Origin of the sequence: Citrobacter sp. wls613 (assembly GCF_005281195.1) — a bacterium.
Classification (GTDB): domain Bacteria; phylum Pseudomonadota; class Gammaproteobacteria; order Enterobacterales; family Enterobacteriaceae; genus Citrobacter; species Citrobacter gillenii.
In genome coordinates this window covers 970-1545 of sequence record NZ_SZXN01000037.1, presented here as the reverse complement: position 1 = coordinate 1545, position 576 = coordinate 970, and the positions used below count along the sequence as shown (strand labels likewise).

Sequence of the window (576 nt, the reverse complement as noted above, 5' to 3'; positions counted from 1 at the left end):
TCCGCGCTAAAATAGACAACGATTACGGGACAAAGCTGATCCAGACTGTCCGGGGCGTGGGCTATATGCTGGAGGCCCCGGATGCATAGCAAACCTTCCAGGCGCCCTTTCTCACTCGCCCTGCGGCTGACCTTTTTTATCAGCCTGTCCACGATACTGGCTTTTATCGCCTTCACCTGGTTTATGCTGCATTCTGTTGAAAATCATTTTGCCGAGCAGGATGTCAGCGATCTTCAACAAATCAGCACTACCCTGAACCGTATACTGCAGTCCCCGGTGGATCCGGATGAAAAAAAAGTAAGCAAAATAAAGGAATCGATCGCCAGCTACCGCAACGTTGCCCTTTTGCTCCTCAATCCCAGGGGGGAAGTGCTCTTTAGTTCAGCGCAGGGGGCGGCACTACACCCGGCCGTGAATTCCGCAGATTTTAGCGAGCACAGCCGCGCACGGGATGTCTTTCTCTGGACGGTGGAGGATCCTGCGAGACCGATGGATACCGGGTCTGAAATGAAGATGGAAACATACCGGATTATCGCCTCCTCTGGCCAGGCGATATTTCAGGGCAAACAGCAGAAT

General features: G+C 53.0%; 2 pseudogenes. Both read left to right on the top strand.

Features of this window, described 5'->3' with window-relative positions:
• A pseudogene (locus tag FDX01_RS06305) lies at positions 1-89 on the top strand (DNA-binding response regulator); the annotation flags it as partial.
• Positions 82-576, top strand: a pseudogene (gene silS / locus FDX01_RS06300) (copper/silver sensor histidine kinase SilS); the annotation flags it as partial. The pseudogenes FDX01_RS06305 and silS, both read left to right, overlap by 8 nt.